This is a genomic window from Nocardia sp. NPDC056564 (assembly GCF_042793755.1).
Classification (GTDB): Bacteria; Actinomycetota; Actinomycetes; order Mycobacteriales; family Mycobacteriaceae; genus Nocardia.
In genome coordinates, this window is sequence record NZ_JBHTUR010000017.1 from 27,974 (window position 1) to 54,112 (window position 26,139).

Below are 26,139 nucleotides of genomic sequence, written 5' to 3' on the forward strand. Positions count from 1 at the left end.
TTTCTTGCCACAAGAGGGGTTTTACGGCGTATGGTCAGGATCGTGATCGAGCGAGCCTGTGAGGGGTTGTCATGAGTGTGCGAATCGAGCGCAGCGGACCGGTGACCACCGTCATCCTGCATCGTCCCGAGGCACGCAACGCGGTCGACGGACCGACCGCCGCGGCCCTGGCCGACGCCTTCCGTGCGTTCGACGCCGATCCCGACGCCGCGGTGGCGGTGCTCTGGGGCGACGACGGCACCTTCTGCGCGGGCGCCGACCTCAAGGCGTTGGGCACCGAGCGCTCCAATCAGGTCACCGAGGACGGCGACGGCCCGATGGGGCCGACCAGGATGCGACTGTCCAAGCCGGTGATCGCCGCCGTCTCCGGGTACGCGGTCGCGGGCGGGCTCGAGCTGGCGCTGTGGTGCGATCTGCGAGTTGCCGAGCAGGACAGCGTCTTCGGCGTGTTCTGTCGCCGCTGGGGCGTGCCGCTGATCGACGGCGGCACGTTGCGCCTGCCGCGGCTCATCGGCAGCAGCCGCGCCATGGACCTGGTGCTCACCGGCCGGCCCGTCGACGCCACCGAGGCCTTGCAGATCGGCCTGGCGAACCGGGTGGTCCCGACCGGCGAAGCCCGCGCTGCCGCAGAACAGCTCGCCGCCGAGCTGGCCGCGCTGCCGCAGGCCTGCCTGCGCTCGGATCGGATGTCGCTGCTGGAGCAGGACGGCATGGACGAGGAGACCGCGCTGCGCAACGAGCTGAAGCACGGCATCACCGCGCTCACCAACGGCGCCCTGGAGGGAGCGCAACGCTTCGCCGCGGGCGCGGGCAGGCACGGCGCGCAGGCCTGAGCAGACCCACCGAAACAAGCACGACGACAAGGGAATCGAACACGGTCGAGAGCGAGGTGTAGGCGTGCGCCCGATGGGCCGGTTGAGCGTGGTCGACGAGATCTTCCTGCGGACCCATCGTGGCCTGGGCACCCCCATTGCGCTGCAAGGCCTGTGGCGCACCGCCGACCGCATAGATCCGACGCTGCTGCACACGGTGCACGCGGCATTGCGCACGGGCCCGTTGGGGCGGCGGGTGCTTCGGCCGCGGGTGCCCGGCGCCCGACGGGCCTGGCAGCCGAATACCCGTGCCTATCCCCTAGCCCTCACCGATCGGCCGATTCCCACCGCCGCGATCATGGCGTGGGCCGACGCACAGGGTGCGGACCTGGACCCAGAGTTCGGTCCCGGCTGGCGACTGTCCGCGGTCGCGCTGGATGACGGCGGTTCCCTTGTCTCCCTTACTTGTTCGCACGCATTGGCGGACGGTCGGGCCCTGGTGCTCGCCGCGGACGACGCGCTCGGCGGCCCTTCCCTGACCGCTCACGACGAGTCGCGCCTGCTCACGACACCCCGGTCGGACTGGGCCGATGCGCGAAGGCAATGGTCGATCGTGTTGCGCGGGACCGCCGACGCGTTGCGCCGCGGGATTCCCGATCAGCCGGCCCGGGTCGTGAGCCGAGACCACACCGCCGCGCCGGTTCGGACGCACAGTGCGGTACTTCAATGCCCCGTCGCCGATTGGGACGACGCGGCCGCCGGGCAGGACGGCACCGCCAACAGCCTGTTCATCGCGTTGGTCGCGAACATGCTGTGGGCCAGCGGATTCCGGTCCGATACGATCGACGCCAGCCTTCCGGTCGACACCCGCGACGAACCCAGGGTCGACAACGATCTGTCGATGACCGCCATCGCCATCGATCGCGCCGACACCCCCTCGACCATCCGGGAGAAGGCCCGCGCCGCCTACGAGCGCCGCATGTCCAGCCCCGGCGGCCTGCCCGAGGAACTGCTCCAGGTGATCCCCGACCGCTGGGCCTACGCGTTGTCCAAGGGAGCCGGCGAGCGAGACATCCTGTGCTCCAACATCGGAACTCTGCCCGCTGCCCTGCGCACGCTGGGCCCGCATCGCTGCCTCGGCGTCGCCGCGCGCGCCATTCACCCCGGACTCACCGCGGCCCGGCTCCCGCGAACCCGGCTGTCCGGCTATCTCTGCCGCATCGGCGACGACTATCTCCTGTCGCTGGTCGGCCTGGATCCGGCGAGTATCGAATCCGATACCGCGTTAACGGATTTGGCACAGCAGACGCTGCGGGCGTCGGGTCTGCGCGCGCACGCCTGGTGACCCGGCGTCACTCCACCTCATCGATGTCGCTGGCGGTGAGGGCGGCGGCGAAGAGCTGAGCGTGATCCGGTCGGTTGGGGTCGTAACCGGTGACCGTGCCGATCCGGTTGAGCCGGTAGTTGAGCGTATTCCGGTGCACGACCAGCGCGGCCGCGGCCTGCTGCCGGTTGTAGTCGTTGTCGATGAGCGCACGCAGCGCTTCCATCAGGTGCGGCTGGTCGCGCAGCGGATCGAGCAGGGTGAGCAGCCAGTCCCGCGCGGGCCCCGGTCGCGCGAGCTGGTACTGCAACGCCAGATCGGCCATGCGGTACACCGCGGTCGGCCGCCGGAGTTGGTAAGCAAGCCTGGCGATTTCACCGGCCTCCGCCGCGGCGGCGGGCACGTCGTCCACGCCGGCCGCGGTGGCGAAGCCGGCGACCGTGCGCGCTCCGGTCCCCTGCGCGACACGGGTGACGAAAGTGTCCAGGGCAGTGGCGAGTCCGCCCTCCGTCCCCGGCACCAGCACCACCCCGCCGCTGCGCTCGACGGAACTGAGCACCCGGCTGGACACCGCGTCGATCTCGGTCTGCACGATGCGCAGCACCGGCCGGTTCGTCCCCGACGGTTCCGGCTCGGCCACCCGGAACACCAGCACGCCGAACCCGCCGTCCAGCGCGATGCCGAATCGTTCGGCCAGCAGGTCGACGGGATTGCCGCGCACCAGCGCCTGCGCCACCGCGCGTTTGGCCTCCCGCTGCTCCCAGTGCAGGTCCTGCCGCTCGCGCAGATACGCGCCCGCGACCCCCGGGGTCACCGCGCCGAGATATCCGAGCACGTAAGGCACTGCGGCCACGAGCTGTTCGCGCTGCTCCGGCGTTGTGGCCAAGGCGGCCACCGAGTTCCACGCCGCCACCGCACCGAGGTGGTACACCGAGAGCACGGTGTCGAGCGGGATCCCGGCCCTGGCGCGCCGCACCGCGATGTCGATCAGCTCGGTCAGTTCGTCCGGACGCGGCGTCCGCCCCTCGGCCAGCGACCGCAGGAACAGCCGCAGGTTCGCCTCGGCGGCGAGCGGCAGGTCGCGGCCGCTCTGGTCGGCGGACAGCTCGCGATACGACGGCACCTCGCCGAGCACCACCGCGAGCAGATCACGAGCAACATCGGGCAACGCCGCCCGCACATAGTCGGAGAACTCGGCCAGCGCGGCGGGATCGGAGGGAACAGTCACCCGCACATTGTTTACATACACAAACCACTCTGGACAATAGGCAGTTCTTGCCCCCGTCGAGTAGTGCATGCAGCCAACCTGGAGTCCCGTCCGATGCACAAACACCCGGCCGATTCCTGGTCACACGAACGGTGCCTTACCGCACGGTTCCCTGCTCGATCAGGCCGTCGTCGACTCGACGCCATCACCGTGCCGAGGCACCTGACCGCCGTGCCGGTGTCACCGCGCCGGAACCAGACCGGGTTCCGCGCGCTCGAGCACGTCGCTCGGCACCGCGAGCCCCGCCTGGAGATCGGCCGCATCGATCGGCGCGCCCCAGACCTGGCGCACCGGCAGCACACCCGCCCACACCCCGCCGTTCTCGATATCCGCCGGGTCGTCGTTGGGGCCGCCGCTGCGGACCTTCACCGAGGCCTCGGTGAGATCGAGCGCGAGCACCATGGTCGCGGCCAGTTCCTTCTTGTTCGGCAACCGCACCCGCGACCAGGCGCCCGGCGCGGCGTGCTCGGTGATCACCTCGAGCGCGCGCAACCGCTGCGCGGCCTCGGTGACCTCCGTCGCGCGGCCGTGCACCACCGCAGAGCGGAAGTTCATCGAGAAGTGGAACGCCGAGCGGGCGTAGACGACGCCGTCGACCAGGGTGACCGCGACCGAGACATCCCCGGCCATGGCCGCGCGCAGGTTGCCCGCACCGGTCGAACCATGCAGGTAGAGGGTGTCCCCGTCGCGGCCGTAGATGGTGGGCAGCACCACCGGCGCACCGCCGAGCAGCACGCCGAGGTGGCAGACCAGGCCCGCGTCGAGGACGGCGTCGAGGTCCGCGCGCTCGCTCCGCGCGCGTTCCTTCGACCGGGTCAGCGTGCTGCGCGGGGTCGGCGAGAGTGGGGTCCGGGGATCGGCCGATGGGGTCATAAAGACCAGGATCTAGTCCGGAGTGGCATTATGAAAGTGCCAATTCAAGCGAATTCGCACAGTCCATTCGTGAGGTGTCCGGTGCTCGACGAACTCCCGCTCGACCTCGACCGTGCGCTGCCGGAGCCGCTGTCGGTGCAGGTCGCCGACGGTCTGCGCGCCGCGGCGAGCAACGGTCTGCTGCGTGGCGGCGACCGGTTGCCGTCGTCGCGCTCGCTGGCCGAACGGCTCGGTGTGAGCCGTACCGTCGTGGCCGCCGCCTTCGATCAACTGCACGCCGAGGGCTGGCTCAGCGGCAAGCGCGGTTCCGGCACCTACCTGACCACCACGCCGCCCGCCGCACCGCTGCGCGTACTCCCGCCGGACGGCGAGGACGCCGGTCCGGCCCTGCTCGACCTGCAACCCGGCGCGCCCTACGCCGACGCCATCGATCGCCCCGCGTGGCGGCGGGCCTGGCGCGCCGCCGCCGACCTGTCGCCGCTGGTGCGCAAGGACCGGGCGGGCGAGCCGGATTTCCGCGCGGCGATCGTCGAACATCTGCTGCGCCATCGCGGACTCGGCGCGGGCAGCGAAACGGTGGTGCTGGCGACGGCCGGAACCAGTTCCGCCGTAGGCGAACTCGCGGCGGCCCTGCTGTCCCCCGGCGACGCCATCGCCATGGAGGACCCCGGATATCAGCGCGCCGCAGGAGCTTTCGCGGCGGCGGGGATCCGGGTGCTCCCGGTCCCGATCGATACCCACGGTCTCCGGGTCGACCTGTTGCCGCCGAATATCAAAGCCGTGTATTGCACACCGGCCCACCAGTTCCCGCTCGGCGCGCGACTGCCCGCCGCGCGCCGGGTCGAGCTCGTCGAGCACGCCCGCAAGCAGGGACTGCTCATCATCGAGGACGACTACGACGGCGAATTGCGCTACGACACCGCACCATTGCCCCTGCTCGCCGCGATGGCGCCGGATGTGGTCGTGCATCTCGGCACCACCAGCAAGATCCTCTCGCCGAGCCTCGGCGTCGGCTGGCTGGTCGCCCGGCCGGCGATCGCCGATGCCGTTGTGGCGCACCGACATAGGACCGGGACCAGTCCGAGTCCGGCAGGCCAGCAGGTGTTCGTCGCGCTCGCCGCGCACGGCGACCTGGCCAGGCACCTGCGCCGCCTGCGCCGCGAGCTGCCACCCCGGCGCGCCCTCATGGTGAGCGAGCTGCGCCGGCACGGGCTCGACGTCCTCGGCGACGACGCGGGCTCGCACGTGGTGGTACCGCTCGCCTCGGCCGAGGCGGAGGAACGCGGCGTCGCGGCGGCCGCCGCCGCGGGCGTCGCGCTCGACCCGCTCGGCCGCTACCACCACAGCGCGCGGCGGCACCACTTCGGCGTCACGCTCGGTTACACCGCGCTGTCCTGGCCCGACCTGGCCACGGCGGTGCCGATCGCCGCCGCGTGCCTGGCGCGGCCGTAGCATGGTCGGCATGACCGAACAGGACGTTTTGGCCCGGATCAAGGCACTAGTCGACCAGGAGCACGAGCTCCGCGCCCAAGCCGCCAAGGGCGACCTGGACCCCAAGGCCGAGCGGCAGCAACTCGCCGAGCTCGAGGTGATGCTGGACCAGGCGTGGGATCTGCTGCGGCACCGCCGGGCGCGGATCGACCAGGGCGGATCACCGGACGACGCCCAACCGAGCTCCGCCGCTCAGGTCGAGGGCTACCTGCAGTAACCGCCATGCCTGGTGCACCTACCGAATACGACGTCATCGTGATCGGTGGCGGTCCGGCGGGCGAGAACGCCGCCGATTACGCCATCGCCGGGAGCGACCGGACCGCCGCGATCGTGGAACGCGAACTCGTCGGCGGCGAATGCTCCTACTGGGCCTGCATTCCGAGCAAGGCCCTGCTGCGGCCCGGCCATGTGCTCGGCGCCGCCCAAGCCATGGACGGGATCACCGCGAGCGGCCTCGACATCGAGGCGGTGCTGCGGCGGCGCGACTCCTTCGTCCACGACCACGACGACACCTCGCAGGTGAAGTGGGCCGGCGATCAGCGCATCGAGGTCGTCCGCGGCACCGGCAAGCTCGTCGGGGAACGACTGGTCGAGGTCGACGGCCGGGTGCTGCGCGCCCGGCACGCGGTGGTGCTGGCCACCGGCACCACCGCGAGCGTTCCGGACGTGCCGGGCCTGCGCGACGCGCTGCCCTGGATCTCCCGCGACGCCACCAACCTGCACGAGGTGCCCGGCCGGGTGGTGATCATCGGCGGCGGCGTCGTGGCCTGCGAGGCGGCGACCTGGCTGAATGCGCTCGGCGCGCAGGTCAGCATGGTCGTGCGCGGCGGCGCGGTACTGGCGTCCGCCGAACCGTTCGCGGGTGAGCGCGTGGTCGCGGCGCTGACCGAGCGCGGCGTGCAGGTGCTGCTCGATACCTCTCCGACCAGCGTGCACCGGCCCGACGCCAAGGACACCGGCGAGGGCCGGATCCACGGCGGCCCGGTCACCGTGCGGGTGCACGGCGCCCAGGGCGATACCGAACTCGAGGCCGACGAGATCGTCGTGGCCGCCGGGCGCGCACCCGCCGCCGCCGGTCTCGGGCTGGAGTCGGTCGGGCTGAAGGAAGGCTACGTCTCGGTCGACGATCAGCTGACCGTGCGCGGCGTGGACGGCGACTGGCTGTACTGCGTCGGCGATCTGAATCATCGTGCCGCGCTTACGCATATGGGTAAGTACCAGGCCAGGGTGTGCGGCGACGTGATCGCGGCCCGCGCGGAGGGCAGGCCGCTCGACGATCCCCGGTTCACCGCGAGCGCCGACCACGCGCAGGTTCCGCAGGTTGTGTACACCGCGCCCGAGGTCGCGTCCGTCGGACTGACCGAGGCCGCCGCCCGGGACGCGGGCCATGCCGTCGAGACCGTCGAGCTGGACATCTCGGTCGCCGGTTCCGCGCTGGCCCGCAACGACTTCGCGGGCCGGGCCAAGCTGGTCATCGACACCGCCACCGACACCCTGCTCGGCGCGACCTTCGTCGGCCCGGAGGCGGGCGAGCAGCTGCACGCGGCCACCATCGCGGTGGTCGGCAAGGTGCCCTTGGCAACCCTGTGGCACGCGGTGCCCGCGTTTCCCGCGGTGAGCGAGTTCTGGTTACGCCTGTTGGAGACACGGCGCGCGTAAGTACCATTGGCGGATGGTGGCATCGACAGATATCCAGACCGCCGACGGAGTCGTTCGGGGTCGTCGTGGCCGCCGCGTCTTGCGCTGGCGTTCCCTGCCCTACGCGGCGGCCCCGGTGGGCGACTTACGTTTTCGAGCTCCGCACCCGGTCACGCCGTGGGCCGGCGTGCGGGAGAGCACCGAGTACGGATTCGCCGCGATGCAGCATCGGGCCGGCGCGCGGATCGGACCGCGCCGGTACCAGCCGACGCACGAGGACTCGCTGACACTCAATGTCACCGTGCCGGTGACGCCGTCGGACCAGCCGCGACCGGTGCTGGTGTTCATCCACGGCGGCGGCTATCTCACCGGCACGTCGGCGCTCGCGCTGTACTCCGGTGGACGGCTCGCGGTGCGCGGGGATGCCGTGCTGGTATCGCTGAACTACCGGCTGGGCGCGTTCGGCTATGTCGATTTCGGTGAGTTCTCCACCCCGGGGCACACGTTCGAGTCGAACCTCGGCCTGCGCGATCAGGTGGCCGCGCTGGAGTGGGTGCACAGCAATATCGCGGCGTTCGGCGGCGATCCCGGCAACGTCACCATCTTCGGCGAATCCGCGGGCGCCCACGCGGTACTCAGCCTGCTCGCCACCCCGTCCGCTAAAGGCCTGTTCCACCGGGCTATTTCGCAGAGCCCACCGGCCGACTGGGCGATGACCGCCGACGACGCGCGCCGGTTCGCCCGGCGCTGCGTGGAAACGCTCGGCGCGACCCCGGAGCAGGCGGCCACCGCACTACTCACCGCGAGCGCCAACGACATTCGGCGCGCGGTCGACCGCACCAGCAATCGAGTCCTGCGCGAACGCCGCGGCCTGTTCCCGATTTCCCCGGTGGTCGACGGCGTCCTGCTTCCGCAGGCCCCGATCGATGCGATCGTCGACGGCAATGCCCATCGGGTCCCGCTCATCATCGGCACGAACCGCGACGAGGGCACCCTGTTCGCCAAGTTCGCGGATTCACTGCCCACCACCCCCGAACGGCTGCGCGCCGCCATCGGGGACGAAGCCGCCGAATCCCGGATCGCCGCAGCCTATCCCGGCTACCCGGAGGCCAAGGCGGCCGTGCGCGCCGGTGGTGACTTCGTCTTCTGGCGCCCGTCGGTCACGGTCATGGCCGGCCATAGCCGGCACGCCCCCACCTATGCCTATCGCTACGACTTCGCCCCGCGCTCGATGCAGCTCGCGGGCCTGGGCGCCACCCACGCCTCGGACCTGATCCCCGTCTTCGGCGGCGGCGACGCGGCTTTCGGCCGCGCCCTCACCGCCGCCGGCGGCCGACGCGGCCTGCACTCGGTCACCGGCCAATTCCAGGACAACTGGCTCGAATTCGCCCGCACCGGCGCCCCGCTGCCCTCCTGGCCCGCCTATACCGAGGCCCGCCGCACGACCCTGATCATCGATACCCCCACCCGCCTGGAACACGACCCGGACCAGGCCAAACGCCTCGCCTGGCAAGGAGTCCGGGTACCCACCCTGACCTGAGAGCTACTTGAGCAGCCGCGACATCCGCCGGTCGGCGAGGATCTTGCCGCCGGTCTGACAGGTCGGGCAGTACTGGAAGGAGCGCTCGGCGTAGGACACCTCGCGCACGGTGTCGCCGCACACCGGGCACGGCTGGCCGGTGCGGGCGTGGACCTGCATGCCGGAACGCTTTTCGCCCTTGAGCCGGGCGGCGGCCTGGCCCGACGAACGCCGCACGGCATCGGTGAGCACCGCGCGCATGGCCGCGTACAGCTCGGGCCCGTGGTTCGCCGCAAGGGTTTTCGTGTTGGCGAACGGGGAGACCTTGGCGGCGTGCAGGATCTCGTCGGAGTAGGCGTTGCCGATGCCGGCCAGCAGCGTCTGGTCGACGATCGCGGTCTTGATCCGCTGCGAGGTGCCGCGCAGGATCTCGATGAACTCGTCCTCGCTCACCTCGAGCGCGTCCGGCCCGAGCCGGGCGATGCCGGGCACCAGCTTCGGATCGTCGACGATGTAGACCGCGAGCCGCTTCTTGGTTCCGGCCTCGGTGAGGTCGAAGGCGGGCGTCGCGCCCTCCGGGGTGAAGAAGTGCACGCGCAGCGCCAGCGGACTCTTGCCGCCCGGCTTCGGCGGCGTCTGGCTCGGCTCATCGATCCAGCGCAGCCAGCCACCCCGGGACAGGTGCGTGATCAGCCACAATCCGCCGCAGTCCATGCCGAGGAACTTTCCCCAGCGCCCGGCCCCGGTCACATCCCGGCCGGACAGCGCGGTCACCGGCGGTTCGAACGTCTTCACCGCGCTGAGTGCCGCCACATCCACGCGCCCCACCACCGCGCCGACCGCGTGTTCCCGCAGAAACTGCGCCAGCGCCTCCACCTCAGGTAGTTCGGGCACAAGGTCAGGTTACCGGCGATCACCGACAAGAACAGGACAGTCAGCCCCGACGGAGCAGATAGATGTCCATGATCCAGCCCTTGTCGGCGCGCAGCCGGGCGCGGCGCTCGACGATCTCACGCTCCACCTCGCGCAGCGGCCCCTCGATCAGCGTTTCGTCCGGCATGCCCAGGTAGGCGCCCCACCAGATGTGCACGTCCGCGCCCGGCACCGCGGTGAACGAGCAGTCGCCGTCCAGCATCACCACCGCGGAGCCAACGAGCCCCTCCTCGCGCAACCGCCTGCCGGTGGTGATGTGCACCGGCTCGCCGATCCGGTGCAGCACCATGCGATGCCGCGCGGCCAGCGCCTGCACGCTGGTGACGCCAGGGATCACCGCGTACTCGAACTGCGTATGCCCGCGTGCGAGCACCCGTTCGATCATCCGCAGCGTGCTGTCGTACAGCGCCGGGTCACCCCACACCAGAATCCCGCCGACGCCGTCGACCTGAGCGAACGCGTCTTCCAGCAGTGCCGAGCGCCGCTCGTGCCAGTCCTCGACGACGCCCTGGTAGTCCGCGGGCGTCCGATCGCGCGGCGGGTCGGCGATCTCCACGATCCGATACGGCCGGTCGACGTGCTCGGCCAGGATCGCGGTCCGCACCTCGACCAGCTCGCGCTTCTCCGCGCCCTTGCCGATGACGAAGAACACCTCGACCTGCCGCATCGCCTTGATCGCCTGCACCGTCACCTGGTCGGGGTCGCCCGCGCCGATGCCGATCACGTAGAGCTTGCGCATGCGCCGAGTTTGGCAGGCGCCGTGCCGACTAGAGTTGGCAGGCGTGACCGATACCCAGTACGAGGATCTGCTCCGGCTGGTGCTGAAGTCCGGCACGAAGAAGGCGGACCGCACCGGCACCGGCACCCGCAGCATCTTCGGCCATCAGCTGCGCTACGACCTGGCGGCGGGCTTCCCGCTGATCACCACCAAGAAGGTGCATCTGAAGTCGATCGTCTACGAGCTGCTCTGGTTCCTGCGCGGCGATTCCAACGCGAAGTGGCTGCAGGAGCACGGCGTCTCGATCTGGGACGAATGGGCCGACGCGGACGGCGAGCTCGGACCGGTCTACGGCGTGCAGTGGCGATCCTGGCCGACACCGGACGGCATGCACATCGACCAGATCTCCGAGGTGCTGCACACCCTGCGCACCAACCCGGACTCGCGGCGCATGCTCGTGTCCGCCTGGAACGTCGCCGAACTGGACCGGATGGCGCTCGCCCCGTGCCACGCGTTCTTCCAGTTCTATGTGGCCGACGGCAAGCTGTCCTGCCAGCTGTATCAGCGCAGCGCCGACCTGTTCCTCGGCGTGCCGTTCAATATCGCCAGCTACGCGCTGCTCACCCAGATGGTCGCGCAGCAGACCGAGCTGGAACTCGGCGAGTTCATCTGGACCGGCGGCGACTGCCACATCTACGACAACCACGTCGAGCAGGTCACCGAACAGCTCACCCGCGACCCGTTCCCGTTCCCGAAGCTGAAGCTGCGCCCGGCGACGTCGCTGTTCGACTACGTCTACGAGGACGTGGAAGTCGTTGACTACCAGCATCATCCGGCGATCAAAGCCCCGGTGGCCGTGTGAGCGAGCGAACCGCGGACGCGGCGCCCCGCGAAACGGCGCGGCCGTGACGCGCACGATCGGACTGATCTGGGCGCAGACGCCCGACGGCGTGATCGGCGCCGACAACACCATCCCGTGGCGAGTGCCCGAGGACATGGCGAACTTCAAATCGGCCACCATGGGACATCCGGTGGTGATGGGCCGACGCACGTGGGATTCGCTGCCGCCGAGGTTCCGCCCGCTGGCCGGGCGCCGCAACATCGTGGTGACCAGGCAACCGGACTGGGCGGCCGAGGGCGCCGAGCGCGCCGGCTCGCTGACCGAGGCGCTCGGCATGAGCGACCCGGAACCCGTGTGGATCGCCGGTGGTGGCGAGATCTACCGCGCCGCCATGGATTTCGCCACCGACCTGCTCGTCACCGAGGTCGACACCACTGTCGCGGGCGACGCGTACGCGCCGCTCATCGGACCCGAATGGGCAGCCGGCGATGACGCGCCATGGCAGGAGTCGACCAGCGGCCTGCGGTATCGGATCCGGCGCTACACCCGCCGCGAATCCGCCTAGGCGGCAAACCCTCCGCATCGATCATCGCGGCCGCACGACACCGTTCGATCACAGAACGCCACGGCCACGCAAACCCGACTCGAGACCGAGCACGGTCGGGCATACTCCTGGATAAGTGGGGCCGGGCCTGCGTCCGTCCGGACTCCCGAGCCGGTGCGACCAGCCCTCGTACCGGCTGTTGTCATTTGCGAAAGGCGGTCCATGGACAAGAAATCGCTGACTGCGGTTGCTCGACAACAGCTCAAGATCGCGAGCACCGCCACCAGCGGGCGGAGTTCGCAAACCATCTACGGTGGGCACGCGAATTCGCTGCGGCAGACCGTGGTCGGTCTCAGCGCGGGCCAGAGCCTGGCCGAGCACGACAACGCGGGCGAGGCCACGCTGCTGGTGCTCAGCGGCACGCTCACCCTGATCAGCGGCAGCAACGAATGGAAGGGGTCGACGGGCGATCTGCTCGTGGTGCCCAAGGCGCGGCACAGCGTGATGGCCGTTGACGATGTGGCCTTCCTGCTGACGGTCGCGAAGTAGTAGCCGCGGTGCCCGTGCCGCCTGGCCGAGGTGTCGGTGCCGGGCACTAGGCTGAAGATCATGAGTGAGCCGCAGCCGATTCTCGATCCGCTCACCCCGGCCGCGATATTCCTGGTCGCCACCATCGACGAGGGCGGCGAGGCGGTTGTCCGGGACACCCTCGCCGACGTGCAGGGGTTGCGCCGCTCGGTCGGTTTCCGAATTCCCGGCGCCGGCCTCAATTGCGTCACCTCGATCGGCTCCGCGGCGTGGGACCGGCTCTTCGCCGGACCCCGCCCGGCCGAACTGCACGACTTCCCCGGCTTCGTCGGCAAACACCATCAGGCCCCGGCGACGCCGGGTGATCTGCTGTTCCACATCCGGGCGGAAAACCAGGACGCCTGCTTCGAACTGGCCATGACCATCGGTGACCGGCTGGCCGGCGCGGCCACGATCATCGACGAGACCGTCGGGTTCCGCTACTTCGAACAGCGCGACCTGCTCGGCTTCGTCGACGGCACGGAGAATCCGGAGGGGCAGGGCGCCTACGCGGCCGCACTCGTCGGCGACGCGGACCCGGACTTCCGTGGCGGCAGCTACGTCATCGTGCAGAAGTATCTGCATCCGATGGCGGAGTGGCGCGCGCTCTCGGTCGAGGAGCAGGAGAAGGTGATCGGCCGCACCAAGCTCGACGATTTCGAGCTGTCCGACGCCGACCAGCCCGCCGACTCGCACGTCGCGGTGAACACCATCGTCGACGCCGACGGCACCGAACGCGAGATCCTGCGCGCCAACATGCCGTTCGGCAGCGTCAAGGACGGCGAATTCGGCACGTACTACATCGCTTACGCGGCGACGCCGAGCGTCACCGAGCTGATGCTCACGCGCATGTTCGTCGGCACCGAGGAGGCCGCCTACGACCGCATCCTGGACTTCTCCATCGCGGTCACCGGCACCTCGTTCTTCGCGCCGTCCCTCGACTTCTTCGATGAACTTCCCCCGCCGCCGGACGAGGCCATAGCGGCAGCAGATGTGCGGCCCAACGACATCGGGTCGGGCTCACTCGGTATCGGCACGTTGAAAAGGAGCACGCAGGCATGAACAACCTCTATCGCGAACTCGCGCCGATCACCGCCGAGGCATGGTCGGCGATCGAGGAGGAGGCGACGCGCACCTTCAAGCGGCACATCGCCGGGCGGCGCGTCGTCGATCTGTCCGGCCCGCACGGCCTGGACTACTCCGCGGTCGGCACCGGGCACACCACGCCGATCGCCGCGCCCGACGAGGGGGTGCAGGCCCGGCAGCGGGTGGTCGCGCCGCTGGTCGAGCTGCGGGTGCCGTTCCGGCTCTCGCGCGAGGAGCTGGACAACGTCGAACGCGGCGCGCAGGACCCCGACCTGGACGCGGTGAAGGACGCCGCGAAGAAGATCGCGTTCGCCGAGGACCGGGCCATCTTCGAGGGCTACCCGGCCGCGAACATCACCGGCATCCGGGCGAGTTCGACCAATCAGGCGATCGCGTTGCCGAGCGATCCGCGACTGGTGCCGGAGTCGGTCACCCAGGCGCTCACCGCGCTGCGCCTGGTCGGCGTCGACGGGCCGTACTCGGTGCTGCTCAGCGCGGAGCTGTTCACGGCGGTCAGCGAGACCTCCGATCACGGGCACCCGATCCGCACGCACATCGAGCGGCTCATCCCGGACGGCGAGATCATCTGGGCGCCCGCCATCGACGGCGCGTTCGTGCTGACCTGCCGCGGCGGCGACTACGACCTGCGAATCGGTCAGGACCTGTCGATCGGCTACCTGTCCCACGACGCCGAGTCGGTCGAGCTGTACTTCCAGCAGAGCCTGACCTTCCTGGTCTACACCGCCGAGGCCGCGGTGGCCCTGGAAGCCTGATCCACCCGCGCACCCGGTGAGGTGTGCGGCGCTGCGGCGCGCGGTAGCGTGTGCCGCAGCGAGCCGGAAGTGGTGGGTGAGATGACGATGGTGCGGGCGGGCGTGGTGCCGACTCGGCGGGCGGCGCTGTACAGCTCCCTCGGGATCCTGGTGACCGTCGCGCTGTGCGCGGGCGTGATCGCGCTGTTCGGCGTGAACCGGGTGTTCACCGGTCTGCTGGCCGGCGCGGTCGCGGGCGTCGCGGTGGTGGCGGCGCTGTTCGCCAGGGACGCCGTCGTGCTCACCGAGGGAACGATCTACCGGCGCACGCCGTGGACCGAATCCAGTGTGGACTGGGACCGGGTGGTCGCCGGACGATTCACCCTGGACGAACGATCCCGCTGGTCGCTGGCGCTGGATCTGGCCGGCGGGGACGAGGAGCACGGCGAGTTGGTGCTGCTGTCCATCCCACCCGTGCTCCGCCCGGTCTCCGGCGCCTATGACCTGCGCAAACGGGAACAGGTCACGGAGATCCGGGCGCTGTTGCGGCGCAAGCGGATTCCGGTCACCGTGCTCCCCGAGATCGCCGGCGCCTTGCAGCGACACTGGGAGATCGCGCCGCCGGCCCGCTGACCCGATACCCAATCGGCGGGTTTGGCGATACGTTGGCAAGTGTGTCGATGACCAAGGGTGCCAACGTCGCGGTGCCGCAGTCCACCGTCCGGATCGAGCTCGGCTGGCAGAGCGGCCCGGGGGTGCCCGACGCCGACGCCTCCGCGCTGCTCCTGGTGGCAGGCAAGGTGCGCGACGACAACGACTTCGTCTTCTACAACCAGCCCGTGCATCCGTCCGGTGCGGTGCGCCACGAGGGTAAGCAGCAGGGTCCGACCGTGCTCGACGTGCTGTCGGCGGACCTGGATCAGGTCGAACCGCAGATCGAGACCATCGTGATCGCGGCCTCCGCGGACGGCGGCACGTTCGGTCGATTCCAGGGGCTCTACGTGCGGGTGGTGGATCCCGGCACCGGCGCCGAGGTGGCCCGGTTCGACAGCACCGGCGCGACCACCGAGACCGCGTTCGTGCTCGGCGAACTCTATCGCCGCCAGGGCGGGTGGAAGTTCCGCGCGGTCGGGCAGGGGTATGCCTCCGGATTGGCCGGTCTGGCCACCGATTACGGCATCTCGGTGGACGACGCGCCGGCACCGGCCGCGCCGCCGCACCAGTTCACCCCGCCACCGCCGCCCGCCGCGCCGCCGCATCAGTTCACCGCGCCGCCGCCCCCGGCCGCGCCGATGCCCCAATACGCCCCGCCGCAGCCACAATTCCCGCCGCCTGCCGGATATCCGCCGCCGCCCGGCACTTACGGCGCACCGCCGCCGAACCCGGCTCCCCCGCAGCAGTTCTCACCGCAGCCGGGGGCACCGGTCAACCTGAGCAAGATCTCGCTGACCAAAGAGGCGCCCTCGATCTCGCTGACCAAGCAGGGCGCGACCGGCGGCATCATGCGGATCAACCTGAACTGGACCGGCGCCGCCGCGCCCGCCCCGCGCCGGTTCGGCAAGCGCAAGGGCGCGGGCGGTCTCGACCTGGACCTGTGCTGCTTCTGGGAGATGCTCGACGGGACGAAGGGCTCGATCGGGCCGCTCGACAGCTTCGGCTCGCTGCGCAAGGCGCCGTTCATCCAGCTCGATCAGGACGACCGGACCGGCGCCGTCGCCGCCGGGGAGAACCTCGACATCAACCTCGATCACACCGCGAAGTTCCGCCGCATCCTGGTGTTCGCCTCGCTGTACGCCGGCGCGGACGACTTCCGCGGCGTGCACGCGACGGCCACCCTGTACCCGGTCGGTTCGCCGCCGATCGAGATGCTGGTCGACGGCTGCACCGACAATTCGCGCGAGATGGTGCTCGCGTTGATCGAGAACATCAACGGGGAGTTGGTCGTTCATCGGCAGGGCAGCTTCATCCGGCCGCCCGCCGGTCGGCCGCTGTGGGGCAAGAAGGAAGTCGACCAGGCGTACGGGTGGGGTCTCAAGTGGGGACGCAGCGCCGGGAAGTAAGACCTACGCCGGGTCGAGTTGCTCGAGCAGGCGCTGCGCGTCGTCGCGTAGCGCGTCCAGATCGCCCGGCCAGCCGAGCACGCGCAGCGCCGCCTCGGGGATGGTCCGCTCCGCGTCCGCGGGCGCGTTGCCTTCGTCCGAGCGCATGCTGATCACCATCTCGACCAGCCGGAACGGCAACGCCTCGGCGCCGACGATGCCCGCACCGCCTGCCTCGGAAAGCACCGCGGCCGCCGAGCTCTCATAGTGTCCGCGCAATTCGTCCCGCCGCAGCCGGAAGGTCGCGAACCGCTCGGTGCGCAGCTCCGGAAGCAGGTACAGCGCACCGAGATTCCAGCGCGCGGCGCAGAGTTGCCGCACGTCGAACAGCGCGAGTGCGTAAAGACGGGTTGGCGCGGGCACCGACACGTTCCCCAGTCGCTCGGCGAGTTCCAGTGGGGCAGCTATGGTTTCGGCAAGCAGCGCATCGAGGATGTCATCCTTGGCGGCGAAGTGGTGATAGAGCGATGCCTGACGGATGCCGACCGCGTCGGCCACCACACGGGTGGAGGTGTTCGCGTAGCCATTGGTGGTGAACAGCTCCCCCGCGGCGTCCAAGATCTCGGCGCGCGGCGTCTGGCCGCGACGGCGTCGCTGCTCCACACGAGGACGGCCGGGGCCGAGGTTTGCCACAGGTTCATTCTGGCAGGTCTGCACCGGACCGACCCGAGACGCCCGGTCGCCCGGTAGCTGGTGAGAGGTTTCTGTCACCCGATAGAAATCTCGGCAACGCAGAAGTTACCGGAGTTACCGCAAGCGATACACGCGGGTCACCGGAAGCGCGATCGCCGACGCAAAACTGTCATCTGATAGGTATTGGCCGCTCGCCGAAGGACCCTCATGGCCACAACGTTCGCCCCCGCCCCTCCGCCCGACACCAGCCGTGACGGCGCCGACCTGGCCCGATTCGGCTACGAACCGGTGCTGCATCGCAAGCTCGGCCGCTACGCCTCGTTCGCCGCCGGCTTCTCGTTCGTCTCCATCCTCACCACGATCTTCCAGTTCTTCGGCTTCGGCTATTCGTTCGGCGGCGCCGCGTTCTTCTGGACCTGGCCGATCGTGTTCGCCGGGCAGTTCCTCGTCGCACTGAATTTCGCCGAACTGGCGGCGCGCTACCCGATCTCGGGCTGCATCTACCAGTGGTCGCGCCGGCTCGGCGGCGAGCTGATCGGCTGGTTCGCCGGGTGGATGATGATCATCGCGCAGATCGTCACCGCCGCGGCGGCCGCGATCGCGCTGCAGGTGGTGCTGCCGTCGATCTGGAGCGGCTTCCAGATCGTCGGCGACGACACCGCGCTCACCTCGTCCTCCGGCGCGACCAACGCGGTGCTGCTCGGCAGCATCCTGCTGGTGGTCACCACGGTGATCAACGTGATCGGCATCGACCTGATGTCGCGGATCAACTCGATCGGCGTCACCGTGGAGATCGTCGGCGTGCTCGCGATCATCGGGCTGTTCTTCACCCACACCGAGCGCGGGCCCGGCGTGGTGATGCAGACCGATCAGGCCGTGCCCGGTTCGTATTGGGCCGCGTTCCTGGTGTCGGGCCTGATGGCCGCCTACGTCATGGTCGGATTCGATTCCGCCGGTGAGCTTTCCGAGGAGACGAAGAATCCGCGCCGGGTCGCGCCGCGCACCATCCTTACCGCGCTCGCGGTGTCCGCGCTCGGTGGCGGGCTGCTGCTGATCGGCGCTTTGATGGCCGCGCCGAGCCTGTCCGACGGCTCGCTGGCCACCGAGGGCCTGGCCTACGTGCTCACCTCGAAGCTGGACAGCCCGGCGGGCACCGTGCTGCTCAGCTGTGTCGCGGTCGCGATCACGGTGTGCACCTTGGCCATTCAGACGGCGGGCTCGCGACTCATGTTCTCCATGGCACGCGACGGCAAGCTGCCGTTGGCCGCGCGGCTCGCCGCGGTGCACCCGCGCTTCGGCACACCGGTGCTGCCCGCGATCGTCATCGGCGTGCTCGGCATCGGGCTACTCGTGCTGAATCTGGGCAATGCCGCGATCTTCGCGACGTTGGCCAGCGTCTGCATCGTCACGCTGTACCTGGCGTATCTGCTGGTCACCGTCCCGCTGCTGGTGCGGCGAATCAAGGGCATGCCCGCGGATGAGGGCGCCGAGACGGGGCTGTTCAGCCTGGGGCGCCTCGGCATTCCGGTGAACGTGCTCGCCGTGCTGTGGGGCATCGCGATGGCGGTGAACCTGGCCTGGCCGCGCGCCGAGGTCTACACGCCGAACGGCGGCGGTTGGTGGATGCTCTGGGCCGCACCGCTGTTCGTGCTGCTCGTGGTGGGCGTCGGGGTCGTCGTGCACCGGCTCGTCCAGCACTCGCCGAAAACCCCATCCGCCTGACCGATGGCGCGGTGGTGGTGCCGGCCACCACCGCGCCGCGGTTCGAATCCGGCCGGCCGCAGGCATCGATCGCCGGTCCGCGGCCACCACGTGCAAGGAGGCAACAATGACCAGCAGCACCGCATCCACCGCAAGCGCGCGGGCACACGCGCGATCCCAGGCCGCCGCGGCGACCATCGAGGGACCCGGCCTGCCCGCGGGCGTCGAGCCGGCGAGAATCACCTTCGCCCAGCGCATTCCGCGCGACGGATACGCGAATGTCGTGCTCGGCCGCGGAACTCGGGTCCGGCTGTCCGACCCGGCCGGCGCCGCCTGCGCGCATCTGCTGCTGGTACGCCCCGAAGCGCCGTGGGAACGCCTGAATGTCGCTGACACCGTGAAGGTTCCGTGGCAGGCCTATCTCGGCGACGGCCATCCGCTGCTGTCGGATCAGGGGCGCATTCTCGCCACTGTCCTCGCCGACACCTCGGGCAGCCATGACACCCTGTGCGGACCGACCGCCGAGGCGCGTCAGCTACTGCGCCTGGCCGGCGCCAAACATGGCCTGGAGCCGCGGGATATCGGGCCGACGGTGTCGTTGTTCCGCGGCGTCCGCGTGGCGTCCGATGGCGCACTGACCGCCACCGGGAGCGCCGCGCCCGGTTCGTCCGTCGACCTGCTGGTGCACCTGCCGGTGGTGCTGCTCGTCGCCAATGCGGCGCACCCGCTCGACGCCCGCGCCGCAACGGATCTCGATGTCGTCGCCTGGGCCGCGCCGGAGGATCTCGCCGTCACCCACAGCACGGACCCGGAATACCAACGGGCCGTGCAGAACACCGAACGCGCCTGGACGGCGGCGCTGACGCTGGAGGTAAGGCCATGAACACCACCGCACGCACCATCGTGCTCGACGAGACCGTCCCCGCCCGCGCCCCCTGGTCCGCGGTGGTCAGGGCGGGCGAGCAGCTGGAGATCATCGACCTGCACGGCAATCAGGCCGTGGACTGCCTGCTCTACTCGGCGGCCGACCACACCGACCGCTACAGCGCGCAGGCCACCGTCGCCGCACAGCGCAACATCTTCCTCACCACCGGCAGCGTGCTGCTGACCGACGCGGGCACCGCCTTGATGACCGTCGTCGCCGACGAGGTCGGCAATCACGACACCATCGCGGGCGCCTGCTCCCAGGAGTCGAACACGCTGCGCTACGGACACCACACCCGGCACCAGCACGCCTGCGTGGAGAACTTCCTCACCGCGGCACTGCGCTGGGGCCTCGGCAAGCGCGACCTGGTCTCGAACATCAACTGGTTCATGAACGTTCCGGTGGAAGCCGACGGCACGCTCGGCATCGTCGACGGATTATCCGCCCCTGGAAAGAAAGTCACCCTCCGCGCGGAGATCGATACCCTGGTCCTGGTCTCCAACTGCCCGCAGATCAACAACCCCTGCAACGGTTTCGACCCCACCCCGGTGCGCATGGTGGTGTCGAAATGACCATCACCGAACTATCCGCGGCCCACGCGACGAGCAGCGCGGTGCGCGCGGAGCCCGATCCCGTCGTCGAGGTCGTCCGGCCCGGAATGCTGACGACGGTGCAGGATTGGCCCGGACGGACCGGCTACTGGCACGTGGGCGTGCCGCCGTCCGGGCCGATGGACGATCTGTCCTTCCGGCTCGGTAATCGGGTGCTCGGCAACGCCGAGGGGGCGGCCGGGCTGGAGTGCGCGCTCGGCGGTCCGGCGCTGCGGTTTTCGGCCCCGACCTGGGTGTGCGTCACCGGTGCGCCGGCCGACGTCTCGGTGAACGGCGTTCCCGCGGAACAGTGGCGCAGTATTCAGGTGCCCGCGGGCGGTGTGCTCGACGTCGGTGCGGTGCGCGGGCCGGGTATGCGCTGCTACGTGCTGCTCGCGGGAGGTCTTCAGTTGCCTGAATACCTCGGCAGCACAGCGACGTTCACGCTCGGCCGGTTCGGCGGCAGCGAGGGCAATGCCTTGCGGGCCGGCGAGACCTACCCGCTCGGACGGCACCGTGGCCCCGTCGCGACCGCCGTCCCGATGGACGATCAGCCGGTGCTGACCACGCGCTGGGAACTGGCGGTGACCGAAGGTCCGCACGGCGCACCGGAATTCTTCACCCGCACCGACTTCGACACCATCCTCGGCACCGACTACGAGGTGCATTTCAACTCCGACCGCACCGGCGTCCGGCTGATCGGGCCGAAGCCCGACTGGGCCCGCACCGACGGCGGCGAGGCCGGACTGCACCCGTCCAACATCCACGACACCCCGTATTCGGTTGGCGCGCTGGACTTCACCGGCGACACCCCGATCCTGCTCGGCCCGGACGGACCCAGCCTCGGCGGCTTCGTCTGCCCGGTTACCGTGGTCGCCGCCGACCGCTGGAAGCTCGGGCAACTGTCCCCGGGCGACACGGTACGTTTCGTGCCGATCCGCAGCCGGCACGCCGCCTCGCTGCGCGAGCTGGGCGTCGCGCGCCGCGCCAACTGGCCGATCGTGCTGTCCGCCGGCGGCGACGGTGACGACGGCATCCTGCGGCGCACCGACGTCGACGAGGAAACCGGCGTCACCTACCGCCGAGCGGGCGACGACGCCGTCCTCGTCGAATACGGCACCATGACACTGGATCTCGCGCTGCGCGCCCGCGTGCACGCGCTGCACCAGCACCTGTTGGCCGCCGGTGTGCGCGGCGTGACCGAGCTGACCCCCGGCATCCGCTCGTTGCAGATCCGGGTCGACCCGCACATCCTGCCCGTGCCCACCCTGCTCGACCTGCTGGCCGAGGCCGAGCAGCACCTACCCGCCGCCGATCGGCTCGTCGTCCCGAGCCGCACCGTGCACCTGCCGCTGTCCTGGGACGACCCGTCCACCCGCGAGGCCATCACCCGGTACATGCACGGCGTCCGCGCCGACGCCCCGTGGTGCCCGTGGAACATCGAATTCATCCGCCGGATGAACGGATTGGCCACGGTGGCCGACGTGTACGACACCGTGTTCGGCGCCGAATATCTCGTGCTCGGCCTGGGCGACGTCTACCTCGGCGCGCCCGTCGCCACCCCGACCGACCCGCGCCACCGCCTGGTCACCACCAAGTACAACCCCGCCCGCACGTGGACCCCGCAGAACGCGGTCGGCATCGGCGGCGCCTACCTGTGCATCTATGGCATGGAGGGCCCGGGCGGCTATCAGTTCGTCGGCCGCACCACCCAGGTGTGGAACCATCACGCCGGTCCCCTGCCCGGCCGGCCGGGTGCGGACCGGCATCCGTCGGGCGAGGAAACCCCGTGGCTGCTGCGCTATTTCGATCGGATTCGCTGGTACCCGGTCGAGGCGGACGAATTGCTGGACCTGCGCGCCGATTTCGCCGCGGGCAACGTCCAGGTGCGGGCAGAGGACGGCGAATTCCGGCTGGCCGACTACCGCAGGTTCCTCGCCGACAACGACGCGTCGATCACCGACTTCCGCAGCACCCAGGCGGCCGCCTTCGCCGCCGAACGCGACTCGTGGCGGCAGGCCGGTGAACTGTCGACCGGGTAGCGGCGCTCAGGTCATGGTCGTAGGCACGACGGGTCCGCTCCACCCGCACGGCAACCCACAGGTGGCGACCACCAATTGCTCGACCTCGTCGTCGTCGAAGTGCGCGGTGATCGTCGACGCGTGCGCGGGATATCCGCACAGTGGGCACTTGCCGAAATAGTTCAGGACCGGATCCACCCGCGACGAAACCATCGTGCGGTCCCGGTGACTCGGTAACCCCGATGTGGTCATGCTCGTTCCTCCCGACCTGATGGTGCGCCACAGATCGGGCCACGGCAAGCCCCGATTTCACCAGCCGAAAAGTTCCGCCAGATCGATCGCGTCGTCGTCCCACTGGCGTTCGATCGCCGCGCGCTCGGCCTCCGGGAGTTCGGGCGACCACCCGCAGCGGCGCCAGAACGCTTCCCGGTGTTCCTGGGTGAAGGGTCTGGGTTTGTCCATGGGCTGCACCTCGCCGACGGTCCGCTCCCCTGATTGTGGGCCTGTTCCGGCGGCGACATGCCGGAACAGGCCCACTGACTTCGGTTTTCAGCGCAGGTCGCGGAAGAACTCGCGGACATCGGTGGTCAGCAGTTCCGGCGCCTCCAGCGCGGCGAAGTGACCGCCGTGGTCGACCTCGGTCCATCGGGTGATGGTGTTCTCGGGTTCCGAGTAGCGCCGGATGCCCACGTCGTGGGCGAGAATCAGGGCCGCGGTGGGCACTCCGGAGTTGGTCTTCGGCGCACCCCACGCATCGGAGTGCGCGTACCCGACGTACGCCGCCGAACCCGCCGTTCCGGTGAGCCAGTACAGCATCACGTTGGTCAGCAGCCGATCGCGATCGATGATCTTGTCCGGGTTGACGTTTCGCGGATGCGTCCACTCCCGGAACTTGTCCATGATCCAGGCCAGCTGTCCCACCGGCGAATCCACCAGCCCGTAGGCCAGCGCCTGCGGCCGGGTGGACTGGATCGCGATGTAGCCGAACTCTTCCCGCATGAACGCCTCGATCCGGCGCACCCGGTCACGCTCGACCTCGTTCAGGCTCGCCAGCTCCGCCTCGGCCAGCGGCAGTTGCGGCATCGGCCCCGGGCCACCGTTGACATGCACGCCCGCAACGTTTCCCGGCGCCAGCCTGCCGACCTCCGGGCTCACCCCGGCGCCGATGTCACCGCCCTGCACGCCATAGCGCTCGTAGCCGAGCCTGCGCATGAGTTCCACCCAGGCCTGCGCCGTGCGCTCGATGCGCCAGCCCGATTCCGTGACCGGCCCGGAGAAGCCGAACCCCGGCAGCGACGGAATCACCAGATGGAACGCGTCTTTCGGATCGCCGCCGTGCGCCCGCGGATCGGTCAGCGGCCCGATCACGTCGAGGAATTCGACCACCGAGCCGGGCCAGCCGTGGGTCAGCAGCAACGGCAGCGCGTCCGCCTCGGGCGAGCGCACGTGCAGGAAGTGAATGTGCTGCCCGTCGATCTCGGTCGTGTACTGCGGGTAGGCATTGAGCTGTGCCTCGGCCGCACGCCAGTCGTATTCGGTGCGCCAGTAGTCGACCAGTTCGCGCAGCCAGGTGGTCGGCACGCCGGTGTCCCAGCCGTCGCCGGGCAGCGGTGCGGGCCAGCGCGCGCCATCGAGGCGACTGCGCAGGTCATCGAGCTGCTGCTGCGGGATGTCGATGCGGAATTCGGTGATCTCGTTGCTCATGAAAACAACGATATGACCGACCTAGGACAACTATCGCCCTAGGTTTACGGCAGACTGAAATCCATGTTGGAAACCTCCGGACGACTGCTGCGACTGCTCTCGCTGTTGCAGACTCCCCGCGACTGGACCGGCACCGAGCTGGCCGAACGCCTCGAAGTCGACGTGCGCACGGTGCGCCGCGACATCGACAAGCTGCGCAACCTCGGCTATCCGGTGGATGCCACGCCCGGCGTCGCGGGCTATCGGCTGGGGGCCGGCGCGAAGCTGCCGCCGCTGCTGCTGGACGACGACGAGGCGGTGGCGGTCGCGATCGGCCTGCGCACCGCGGCGGGCGGCACGATCACCGGCATCGAGGACAGCTCGCTGCGTGCGCTCACCAAGCTCGAACAGGTGCTGCCGTCCCGGTTGCGCCATCGGGTCAGCCTGCTGCAATCGGTGACGGTCACGGTGCGGGCCGGCGGCGCGACCGTCGACCCGGACACGCTCACCGCGATCGCGGGCGCCATCCGGGACAGTCACCGGCTGCGCTTCGACTACCGAAGTCATGACGGCACAGCATCTTTGCGCACCACGGAGCCGCATCGCCTGGCGCACATCGGCCGTCGCTGGTACCTCATCGGCTGGGACGTCGACCGGGCCGACTGGCGCACCTATCGCTGCGACCGCCTGCGCCCCCGCATCCCGACCGGGCCGCGCTTCACTCCCCGCGAGGGGCCTGACGTCGATCTGTCCGGGTATGTCTCGCGCGGCGTGGCCAGTTCGCCGTACCGCTATTCCGCCCGCATCACCCTGGGCGTTTCCGCCGAGGTGGCCGCCGACCGCATCGCGCCCACCATCGGCGCCATCGAGGCGGTGGACGACGAAAGCTGCGTGCTGCGAACCGGATCGGACTCGCTCGACGAATTGGCGGTCTATCTGGCCACTTTCGGCTTCCCGTTCCGGGTGCACGAGCCACCGGAACTCATCGCGCACATCCGCGAGCTGACCGTGCGGCTCACCGAATCGGTCGACCCACTCAGCTGACCAGCACCGTCTTCCCCTGGGCATGTCCGTCGAGGACGTGCTGCACGGCGGCTGCGGCCTCGGCCAGGGGATACCGCCGCTCGATCACCGGCCGGAACCTGCCGTCCGCCGCCAGTCCGGCGAGGAACTCGAGATCGGCGCGTCGCGGGCGCATGAGCAGCAGGCCGATCCTCTGGCTGACGAACAGGTTGGCCAGCACTACCTTTCCCATCCAGATCACCGGTCCCGCCCAGTTGCCGCCGGGCGCACCGGCCGAGGAGACGAAGACCCCGTTCCGCGCGAGGACGCGCCGGACGTCCCGCAGCGATCGGTTGCCGATCAAGTCGAGCAGCACGTCGTAGCGTTGCCCGCCGGTGGTGAAATCATCGGTGGTGTAGTCGATGACGTGATCGGCGCCGAGCGATCGCAGCAGCTCGACATGGCGGGTGCTGCACACGGCGGTGACCTCCGCGCCGAGCGCCTTCGCCACCTGGACCGCGGCGGTGCCGACCCCACCGGACGCCCCGTTGACGAGCACCCGCTGTCCGGCCCGCAACCGGCCGACATCACGCAACCCCTGCAGCGCGGTCATGCCCGAATCCGGAAGCGCCGCAGCCTCTTCGATGGACAGCCCGGTCGGTGCGAGCGCGAGCCGCTGCGCGGCGACGCAGACGTACTCCGCGAAGGCGCCCGAGTTCACCGAGCCGAAAACCTCGTCACCACGCCGGAATCCGGTCACCTCGCGCCCGACCGCGACCACCTCGCCGGCCAGGTCGTGCCCGATGATCGGATCCTTGGGTCGCCGCAGGCCGAAGCCGAGCCGCAGCAGGTAGGGCGTTCCGGTGAGCAGATGGGCGTCGCCCTGGCAGACCGCGGCGGCGCGTACCCGGACCAGCACCTCGCCGGGCCGCGGAGCGGGCCGGGCCACCCGCTCGGTCCGGAGCACCGAGCCGGTGCCGTAGCGCGGCGCGATCACCGCCGTCATCGTGCTGACATCGACCGTCGACTGCGGGCGCTTGGCCTCGGACATGGGATTTCCTCGCCTGAAAAAGAGATACTTACAGCGTAAGTCTGTTCACCCGGACGGTACGCTTACACC

General features: G+C 70.0%; 26 protein-coding genes and 2 pseudogenes. 19 read left to right on the forward strand and 9 right to left on the reverse strand.

The annotated features are described in order from the left end of the window. Nucleotides 1-71 precede the first annotated feature (71 nt). Together ACFQ9K_RS33000 and ACFQ9K_RS33005 are read left to right on the forward strand one after the other, a co-directional pair. Complete coding sequence (locus ACFQ9K_RS33000; protein WP_378717442.1) at nucleotides 72-833, forward strand: crotonase/enoyl-CoA hydratase family protein; 762 nt, start codon at nucleotides 72-74, stop codon at nucleotides 831-833. A gap of 73 nt (nucleotides 834-906) precedes the next feature. Further along, nucleotides 907-2,157, forward strand: a complete 1,251-nt coding sequence (locus tag ACFQ9K_RS33005; RefSeq protein ID WP_378717495.1) for a hypothetical protein — start codon at nucleotides 907-909, stop codon at nucleotides 2,155-2,157. Nucleotides 2,158-2,164: 7 nt separating this feature from the next. On the opposite strand, the gene ACFQ9K_RS33010 is transcribed toward ACFQ9K_RS33005, so the two are convergent. Then, the gene (locus tag ACFQ9K_RS33010) at nucleotides 2,165-3,364 is read right to left on the reverse strand and encodes a PucR family transcriptional regulator (protein WP_378717441.1); all 1,200 of its coding nucleotides are present in this window, start codon (nucleotides 3,362-3,364) and stop codon (nucleotides 2,165-2,167) included. Between the two features lie 219 nt (nucleotides 3,365-3,583). Beyond that, entirely contained in the window at nucleotides 3,584-4,276 is a 693-nt protein-coding gene (locus ACFQ9K_RS33015; protein WP_378717439.1) for a pyridoxamine 5'-phosphate oxidase family protein, read from the reverse strand. 81 nt (nucleotides 4,277-4,357) lie between these two features. On the opposite strand from ACFQ9K_RS33015, the gene ACFQ9K_RS33020 reads away from it, so the two are divergent. From ACFQ9K_RS33020 to ACFQ9K_RS33035, 4 genes are read left to right on the forward strand one after another with little or no spacing between them, the layout of a single operon-like run. After that, complete coding sequence (locus tag ACFQ9K_RS33020) at nucleotides 4,358-5,728, forward strand: PLP-dependent aminotransferase family protein (RefSeq protein ID WP_378717437.1); 1,371 nt, start codon at nucleotides 4,358-4,360, stop codon at nucleotides 5,726-5,728. Between the two features lie 10 nt (nucleotides 5,729-5,738). Next, on the forward strand, nucleotides 5,739-5,984 hold the full coding sequence (locus tag ACFQ9K_RS33025) for a DUF2630 family protein (protein ID WP_378717436.1): 246 nt from the start codon (nucleotides 5,739-5,741) through the stop codon (nucleotides 5,982-5,984). A gap of 5 nt (nucleotides 5,985-5,989) precedes the next feature. After that, nucleotides 5,990-7,426, forward strand: coding sequence for a dihydrolipoyl dehydrogenase family protein (locus tag ACFQ9K_RS33030; protein ID WP_378717434.1), 1,437 nt, complete (start codon nucleotides 5,990-5,992; stop codon nucleotides 7,424-7,426). A 13-nt stretch (nucleotides 7,427-7,439) separates the two neighbouring features. After that, nucleotides 7,440-8,945: a carboxylesterase/lipase family protein gene (locus ACFQ9K_RS33035; protein ID WP_378717432.1), complete on the forward strand. Its 1,506-nt coding sequence runs from the start codon at nucleotides 7,440-7,442 to the stop codon at nucleotides 8,943-8,945. A 3-nt stretch (nucleotides 8,946-8,948) separates the two neighbouring features. Here the strand turns inward: ACFQ9K_RS33035 and ACFQ9K_RS33040 are convergent, their stop codons facing one another. Both ACFQ9K_RS33040 and cobF read right to left on the reverse strand, forming a co-directional pair. Beyond that, complete coding sequence (locus ACFQ9K_RS33040) at nucleotides 8,949-9,818, reverse strand: Fpg/Nei family DNA glycosylase (RefSeq protein WP_378717431.1); 870 nt, start codon at nucleotides 9,816-9,818, stop codon at nucleotides 8,949-8,951. A 40-nt stretch (nucleotides 9,819-9,858) separates the two neighbouring features. Then, on the reverse strand, nucleotides 9,859-10,596 hold the full coding sequence (gene cobF / locus ACFQ9K_RS33045; RefSeq protein WP_378717429.1) for a precorrin-6A synthase (deacetylating): 738 nt from the start codon (nucleotides 10,594-10,596) through the stop codon (nucleotides 9,859-9,861). Between the two features lie 43 nt (nucleotides 10,597-10,639). Between cobF and ACFQ9K_RS33050 the strand changes: the two genes are divergently transcribed. The 7 genes from ACFQ9K_RS33050 (at nucleotide 10,640) to ACFQ9K_RS33080 (ending at nucleotide 16,425) form a co-directional block, all read left to right on the forward strand. After that, entirely contained in the window at nucleotides 10,640-11,437 is a 798-nt protein-coding gene (locus ACFQ9K_RS33050) for a thymidylate synthase (protein WP_378717427.1), read from the forward strand. Nucleotides 11,438-11,480: 43 nt separating this feature from the next. Next, a complete protein-coding gene (locus ACFQ9K_RS33055; RefSeq protein WP_378717425.1) occupies nucleotides 11,481-11,981 on the forward strand; it encodes a dihydrofolate reductase in 501 nt (166 codons plus the stop codon). Between the two features lie 201 nt (nucleotides 11,982-12,182). Beyond that, complete coding sequence (locus tag ACFQ9K_RS33060; protein ID WP_150401995.1) at nucleotides 12,183-12,509, forward strand: cupin domain-containing protein; 327 nt, start codon at nucleotides 12,183-12,185, stop codon at nucleotides 12,507-12,509. 60 nt (nucleotides 12,510-12,569) lie between these two features. After that, nucleotides 12,570-13,589, forward strand: coding sequence for a Dyp-type peroxidase (locus tag ACFQ9K_RS33065; RefSeq protein WP_378717423.1), 1,020 nt, complete (start codon nucleotides 12,570-12,572; stop codon nucleotides 13,587-13,589). Then, a complete protein-coding gene (locus tag ACFQ9K_RS33070; RefSeq protein WP_378717421.1) occupies nucleotides 13,586-14,386 on the forward strand; it encodes a family 1 encapsulin nanocompartment shell protein in 801 nt (266 codons plus the stop codon). Before ACFQ9K_RS33065 ends, ACFQ9K_RS33070 begins: the two co-directional genes overlap by 4 nt. 81 nt (nucleotides 14,387-14,467) lie before the next feature. After that, the gene (locus ACFQ9K_RS33075) at nucleotides 14,468-14,998 is read left to right on the forward strand and encodes a hypothetical protein (protein ID WP_378717420.1); all 531 of its coding nucleotides are present in this window, start codon (nucleotides 14,468-14,470) and stop codon (nucleotides 14,996-14,998) included. Between the two features lie 47 nt (nucleotides 14,999-15,045). After that, nucleotides 15,046-16,425 carry a TerD family protein gene (locus ACFQ9K_RS33080; protein ID WP_378717418.1) on the forward strand — a complete coding sequence of 460 codons (1,380 nt, stop codon included), beginning with the start codon at nucleotides 15,046-15,048 and terminating at the stop codon, nucleotides 16,423-16,425. A gap of 3 nt (nucleotides 16,426-16,428) precedes the next feature. Here the strand turns inward: ACFQ9K_RS33080 and ACFQ9K_RS33085 are convergent, their stop codons facing one another. After that, nucleotides 16,429-17,097 (reverse strand): TetR/AcrR family transcriptional regulator, encoded by a 669-nt coding sequence (locus tag ACFQ9K_RS33085; protein ID WP_378717417.1) that lies wholly within the window; start codon nucleotides 17,095-17,097, stop codon nucleotides 16,429-16,431. Nucleotides 17,098-17,304: 207 nt separating this feature from the next. Here ACFQ9K_RS33085 and ACFQ9K_RS33090 point away from each other — a divergent pair. The 5 genes and pseudogenes from ACFQ9K_RS33090 to ACFQ9K_RS33110 form a co-directional block, all read left to right on the forward strand. Continuing rightward, a pseudogene (locus ACFQ9K_RS33090) lies at nucleotides 17,305-18,774 on the forward strand (amino acid permease); the annotation flags it as partial. Next, nucleotides 18,766-18,880 (forward strand): annotated as a pseudogene (locus ACFQ9K_RS33095). The pseudogenes ACFQ9K_RS33090 and ACFQ9K_RS33095, both read left to right, overlap by 9 nt. Nucleotides 18,881-18,925: 45 nt before the next feature. Further along, nucleotides 18,926-19,681 (forward strand): DUF1989 domain-containing protein, encoded by a 756-nt coding sequence (locus ACFQ9K_RS33100; RefSeq protein ID WP_378725824.1) that lies wholly within the window; start codon nucleotides 18,926-18,928, stop codon nucleotides 19,679-19,681. Continuing rightward, nucleotides 19,678-20,295, forward strand: a complete 618-nt coding sequence (locus ACFQ9K_RS33105) for an urea amidolyase associated protein UAAP2 (RefSeq protein WP_378725826.1) — start codon at nucleotides 19,678-19,680, stop codon at nucleotides 20,293-20,295. Before ACFQ9K_RS33100 ends, ACFQ9K_RS33105 begins: the two co-directional genes overlap by 4 nt. Nucleotides 20,296-20,381: 86 nt before the next feature. After that, a complete protein-coding gene (locus ACFQ9K_RS33110; protein ID WP_378725843.1) occupies nucleotides 20,382-22,355 on the forward strand; it encodes a 5-oxoprolinase/urea amidolyase family protein in 1,974 nt (657 codons plus the stop codon). A gap of 6 nt (nucleotides 22,356-22,361) precedes the next feature. Here ACFQ9K_RS33110 and ACFQ9K_RS33115 read toward each other — a convergent pair whose 3' ends face one another. From ACFQ9K_RS33115 to ACFQ9K_RS33125, 3 genes are all read right to left on the reverse strand, one after another. After that, nucleotides 22,362-22,586 (reverse strand): hypothetical protein, encoded by a 225-nt coding sequence (locus ACFQ9K_RS33115; RefSeq protein ID WP_150401986.1) that lies wholly within the window; start codon nucleotides 22,584-22,586, stop codon nucleotides 22,362-22,364. Between the two features lie 57 nt (nucleotides 22,587-22,643). Further along, nucleotides 22,644-22,796: a hypothetical protein gene (locus ACFQ9K_RS33120; RefSeq protein ID WP_378725829.1), complete on the reverse strand. Its 153-nt coding sequence runs from the start codon at nucleotides 22,794-22,796 to the stop codon at nucleotides 22,644-22,646. Nucleotides 22,797-22,883: 87 nt separating this feature from the next. After that, entirely contained in the window at nucleotides 22,884-24,038 is a 1,155-nt protein-coding gene (locus ACFQ9K_RS33125) for an epoxide hydrolase family protein (protein WP_378725831.1), read from the reverse strand. A gap of 63 nt (nucleotides 24,039-24,101) precedes the next feature. Here ACFQ9K_RS33125 and ACFQ9K_RS33130 point away from each other — a divergent pair, with 63 nt between their 5' ends. Beyond that, nucleotides 24,102-25,061: a helix-turn-helix transcriptional regulator gene (locus ACFQ9K_RS33130; RefSeq protein ID WP_378725833.1), complete on the forward strand. Its 960-nt coding sequence runs from the start codon at nucleotides 24,102-24,104 to the stop codon at nucleotides 25,059-25,061. On the opposite strand, the gene ACFQ9K_RS33135 is transcribed toward ACFQ9K_RS33130, so the two are convergent. Further along, nucleotides 25,054-26,070, reverse strand: a complete 1,017-nt coding sequence (locus ACFQ9K_RS33135; RefSeq protein WP_378725835.1) for an NAD(P)-dependent alcohol dehydrogenase — start codon at nucleotides 26,068-26,070, stop codon at nucleotides 25,054-25,056. The two genes, ACFQ9K_RS33130 and ACFQ9K_RS33135, sit on opposite strands and share 8 nt — an antisense overlap. Between the last annotated feature and the right edge of the window lie 69 nt (nucleotides 26,071-26,139).

Coding starts and splice junctions, on each gene's coding strand:
- ACFQ9K_RS33000 (WP_378717442.1), top strand. CDS start 72: ATGAGTGTGCGAATCGAGCGCAGCGGACCGGTGACCACCGTCATCCTG.
- ACFQ9K_RS33005 (WP_378717495.1), top strand. CDS start 907: ATGGGCCGGTTGAGCGTGGTCGACGAGATCTTCCTGCGGACCCATCGT.
- ACFQ9K_RS33015 (WP_378717439.1), bottom strand. CDS start 4,276: ATGACCCCATCGGCCGATCCCCGGACCCCACTCTCGCCGACCCCGCGC.
- ACFQ9K_RS33025 (WP_378717436.1), top strand. CDS start 5,739: ATGACCGAACAGGACGTTTTGGCCCGGATCAAGGCACTAGTCGACCAG.
- ACFQ9K_RS33030 (WP_378717434.1), top strand. CDS start 5,990: ATGCCTGGTGCACCTACCGAATACGACGTCATCGTGATCGGTGGCGGT.
- ACFQ9K_RS33035 (WP_378717432.1), top strand. CDS start 7,440: ATGGTGGCATCGACAGATATCCAGACCGCCGACGGAGTCGTTCGGGGT.
- cobF (WP_378717429.1), bottom strand. CDS start 10,596: ATGCGCAAGCTCTACGTGATCGGCATCGGCGCGGGCGACCCCGACCAG.
- ACFQ9K_RS33060 (WP_150401995.1), top strand. CDS start 12,183: ATGGACAAGAAATCGCTGACTGCGGTTGCTCGACAACAGCTCAAGATC.
- ACFQ9K_RS33065 (WP_378717423.1), top strand. CDS start 12,570: ATGAGTGAGCCGCAGCCGATTCTCGATCCGCTCACCCCGGCCGCGATA.
- ACFQ9K_RS33070 (WP_378717421.1), top strand. CDS start 13,586: ATGAACAACCTCTATCGCGAACTCGCGCCGATCACCGCCGAGGCATGG.
- ACFQ9K_RS33075 (WP_378717420.1), top strand. CDS start 14,468: ATGACGATGGTGCGGGCGGGCGTGGTGCCGACTCGGCGGGCGGCGCTG.
- ACFQ9K_RS33080 (WP_378717418.1), top strand. CDS start 15,046: ATGACCAAGGGTGCCAACGTCGCGGTGCCGCAGTCCACCGTCCGGATC.
- ACFQ9K_RS33100 (WP_378725824.1), top strand. CDS start 18,926: ATGACCAGCAGCACCGCATCCACCGCAAGCGCGCGGGCACACGCGCGA.
- ACFQ9K_RS33105 (WP_378725826.1), top strand. CDS start 19,678: ATGAACACCACCGCACGCACCATCGTGCTCGACGAGACCGTCCCCGCC.
- ACFQ9K_RS33110 (WP_378725843.1), top strand. CDS start 20,382: ATGCTGACGACGGTGCAGGATTGGCCCGGACGGACCGGCTACTGGCAC.
- ACFQ9K_RS33115 (WP_150401986.1), bottom strand. CDS start 22,586: ATGACCACATCGGGGTTACCGAGTCACCGGGACCGCACGATGGTTTCG.
- ACFQ9K_RS33120 (WP_378725829.1), bottom strand. CDS start 22,796: ATGGACAAACCCAGACCCTTCACCCAGGAACACCGGGAAGCGTTCTGG.
- ACFQ9K_RS33125 (WP_378725831.1), bottom strand. CDS start 24,038: ATGAGCAACGAGATCACCGAATTCCGCATCGACATCCCGCAGCAGCAG.
- ACFQ9K_RS33130 (WP_378725833.1), top strand. CDS start 24,102: ATGTTGGAAACCTCCGGACGACTGCTGCGACTGCTCTCGCTGTTGCAG.
- ACFQ9K_RS33135 (WP_378725835.1), bottom strand. CDS start 26,070: ATGTCCGAGGCCAAGCGCCCGCAGTCGACGGTCGATGTCAGCACGATG.